This window comes from Burkholderia sp. AU4i (genome assembly GCF_000466765.1).
GTDB lineage: Bacteria > Pseudomonadota > Gammaproteobacteria > Burkholderiales > Burkholderiaceae > Burkholderia > Burkholderia cepacia.
The window spans coordinates 1-2,752 of record NZ_ASSI01000361.1; the positions used below are offsets into that span (position 1 = coordinate 1).

Consider the following 2,752-nt stretch of genomic DNA (forward strand, 5'->3'; position numbering starts at 1 on the left):
CCGCAGGGGGGCCTGACGGGGCTCGCGCGCGGCGCGGTCGCGCTCGGCGGCGAGGTCGTGCTGTCGATGGAACGCTTCGCGGGCGTCGACGCGCTCGACGCGGCGGCCGGCACGATGACCGTGCGCGCCGGGACGCCGCTGCAGACGGTGCAGGAAGCCGCGGAAGCGGCGGGTTTCACGTTCGGTGTCGATCTCGGCGCACGCGGCTCGTGCCAGATCGGCGGGATGCTCGCGACCAACGCGGGCGGCACGCGCGCGATCCGTTACGGGATGATGCGCGAGCAGGTGCTCGGGCTCGAGGCCGTGCTCGCGGACGGCACGGTCGTGTCGTCGATGAACCGGATGCTGAAGAACAACGCGGGCTACGACCTGAAGCAGCTGTTCATCGGCAGTGAGGGGACGCTCGGCGTCGTCACGCGTGCGGTGCTGCGGCTGCATCCGTTGCTCGCCGCGCCGGCCACGGCGCTCTGCCGCGTGCGCGACTACGACGCGGTCATCGCGCTGTGGAATCGCGTGCGCACGCTGCCGGAGGTCGTCAGTTTCGAGGCGATGTGGCCGGCGTTCTACGACTACGTTGCGCGCCACACGCCGGGCGTCTCGGCGCCGTTTGTCGGCGACGACGGCTTCGCGGTGCTGATCGAATGCGCGACGAGCGCACCGGGCGGCGATGCGCACCAGGCGCTGGAAACCGGCCTCGCGGCGGGGATCGAGGCCGGGCTCGTGGAGGATGCGGTGCTCGCGACGTCGGAGCGGCAGGCGCGGGACTTGTGGACGCTGCGCGAAGGCCTCGCGATCGACGCGCTGCCGCATCTGGTCAACTTCGACGTGAGTTTGCCGACCGGCGAACTCGGCGTGTTCGCCGAACGCTGCGAAGCGGCGCTGCGCATGCAATGGCCGGATGCCGTGTGCCTGTTCTTCGGGCACGTCGGCGACGGCAACGTGCATATCGGCGTGTCGCTGGCCGGGATGAGCGATGCGGACGCCGATGCGCTCGATCACTGCGTGTACGCGGTGGTGCGGGACATGGGCGGTTCGGTGTCGGCCGAGCACGGGATCGGCGTGCTCAAGCGGCCTTATCTCGCGAACACGCGCAGCGACGCGGAAATCGGGCTGATGCGACGCCTGAAGGCCGCCCTCGATCCGGGCGGCATCCTGAATCCGGGCAAGGTGCTTTGACGGAGACGTTGCCTGCGGCCGCCGGGCGCCTGCCTGCGTGATTCGTCAGCCGTCCACCCAGCGCAGCGCGCCGATCTTCAGGTGTTCGACGACGCTGCGCGCCCATCCGAGCTCGGCATTGAGCAGCACGAGCGCATGTTCGTTCTGCAGCAGGAACAGGCGCGGCACCTGGTCGGCCTGCGCGGCGTTGCGCAGCGTTTCGAGGCGCTCGCGCTCGGCGTCGAGCCGGGCGATCCGAAGCTCGAGCTGGTGGCGAGCATCTTCGGCGTCGAGCAGCGGCAGGAAGGCGAGGCCGGCGCCGAACGCCGGGAATTCGCGCGCGGGCTCCGCGAGCAGCGCATGCAGCCACGCCTGCCCGGCCGTATGCCCGGCCTCGGTCAGCGCATACAGCGTGCGCTCGGGAAACGCGCCATCGCGCTCGGTGTCGTGAACGGCGATCAGCCCGTCGCGCAGCAGCCGGTCGATCGTCTGGTAGAGGCTCGTGCGCTGCCGGACGTTGACGACTTCGTCGTACCCGCGGGCCTTCAGTTGCTGCAGCATCCCGTACGGATGCATCGGCGTTTCGGTGAGCGTCGCGAGGACGGCCAGCGCGAGCGGGGACGGGCGACTAGCGGACATGAATAGTTATCGTATATCTAGTAAGAATATAACTATTCTCGGCGAAACTATCATATTCGACAAGGGTTTCAGCCGAGGTGCGAGCGCTTTGCGGCCGGTGCGACGGTTTCCATCGTCGCGAGACCGTGCACGATGCCGCAATCCTCGACTGAGTGCTCGCCGACGCACTGCCGCCGCAATTCGGTGAGCTGGTCGCGCAGATGCGTGAGTTCCGCGAGGCGCGCATCGACGTGGCCGATGTGCTCGTCGAGCAGCGCATTGATCGAATCGCAGGGATCGGCCGGCGTGTCGGTGAGCTGCAGCAGCGCGCGGATTTCGTCGTGGGCCATGTCGAGTGCGCGGCAGTTGCGGATGAAGCGCAGTCGTTCGACATGCACGTCGGTGTAGTTGCGGTAGTTCGAGTCGGTGCGCTCCGCATCCGGCATCAGCCCCTCTTTCTCGTAGAAACGGATCGTCTCGGGTGTGCAGCGGGCCGCCTTGGCCAGTTCGCCGATCTTCATGTCTTTCTCCCGTGCAAGGGTTGACCTTGTAGTGGCTTCAGGGTGTTAACTCTACTCCGTCAAGCCATTGAAAGCCATTGAGGAGGTTGTCATGACCGATGCCCAGCGTACCCACGACCCACGACACCGTCATGCCGGCGGCGCCGATGCGTGCTGCGCCGATTCGCGCGACACGCAGACGGCGACCGTTGCCGACGCGGTGCCCGCGGCCGGCGAGCGCGCGCACGGCCACGACCATGATCACGGCGATCACGGCGATCACGGCGATCACGGCGATCACGGCGATCACGGCGACGCGCATCGGCACGGCGCGGCGTGCACGCATGACCACGGCGCGCACGACCATTCGGGTCATGGCCACGATCATGCGGAACGCAACGGCCATGTACACGGCGACGCGTGCTCTCACGACCACGGCAAGCACGACCATGCCGGTCACGACCACGACCACGACCACG

At 68.0% G+C, this 2,752-nt stretch carries 4 protein-coding genes; 1 reads left to right on the plus strand and 3 read right to left on the minus strand.

What is annotated here, in order from left to right:
- The coding region (locus tag L810_RS42510) for an FAD-binding oxidoreductase (RefSeq protein ID WP_042978371.1) at positions 1 to 1,176 on the plus strand (1,176 nt) is incomplete at its 5' end.
- A gap of 45 nt (positions 1,177 to 1,221) precedes the next feature.
- On the opposite strand, the gene L810_RS42515 is transcribed toward L810_RS42510, so the two are convergent.
- From L810_RS42515 to L810_RS47955, 3 genes are all read right to left on the minus strand, one after another.
- Entirely contained in the window at positions 1,222 to 1,794 is a 573-nt protein-coding gene (locus L810_RS42515; protein WP_021164267.1) for a PadR family transcriptional regulator, read from the minus strand.
- Between the two features lie 68 nt (positions 1,795 to 1,862).
- The gene (gene cadR / locus L810_RS42520; RefSeq protein ID WP_014895515.1) at positions 1,863 to 2,294 is read right to left on the minus strand and encodes a Cd(II)/Pb(II)-responsive transcriptional regulator; all 432 of its coding nucleotides are present in this window, start codon (positions 2,292 to 2,294) and stop codon (positions 1,863 to 1,865) included.
- 37 nt (positions 2,295 to 2,331) lie between these two features.
- Positions 2,332 to 2,724, minus strand: a complete 393-nt coding sequence (locus tag L810_RS47955) for a hypothetical protein (RefSeq protein ID WP_155836500.1) — start codon at positions 2,722 to 2,724, stop codon at positions 2,332 to 2,334.
- Positions 2,725 to 2,752 lie beyond the last annotated feature (28 nt).

Bases quoted from the DNA above. Each gene is read 5' to 3' on its own strand.
- cadR (WP_014895515.1), bottom strand. From the start codon at position 2,294: ATGAAGATCGGCGAACTGGCCAAGGCGGCCCGCTGCACACCCGAGACG.
- L810_RS47955 (WP_155836500.1), bottom strand. From the start codon at position 2,724: ATGGTCGTGCTTGCCGTGGTCGTGAGAGCACGCGTCGCCGTGTACATG.
- L810_RS42515 (WP_021164267.1), bottom strand. From the start codon at position 1,794: ATGTCCGCTAGTCGCCCGTCCCCGCTCGCGCTGGCCGTCCTCGCGACG.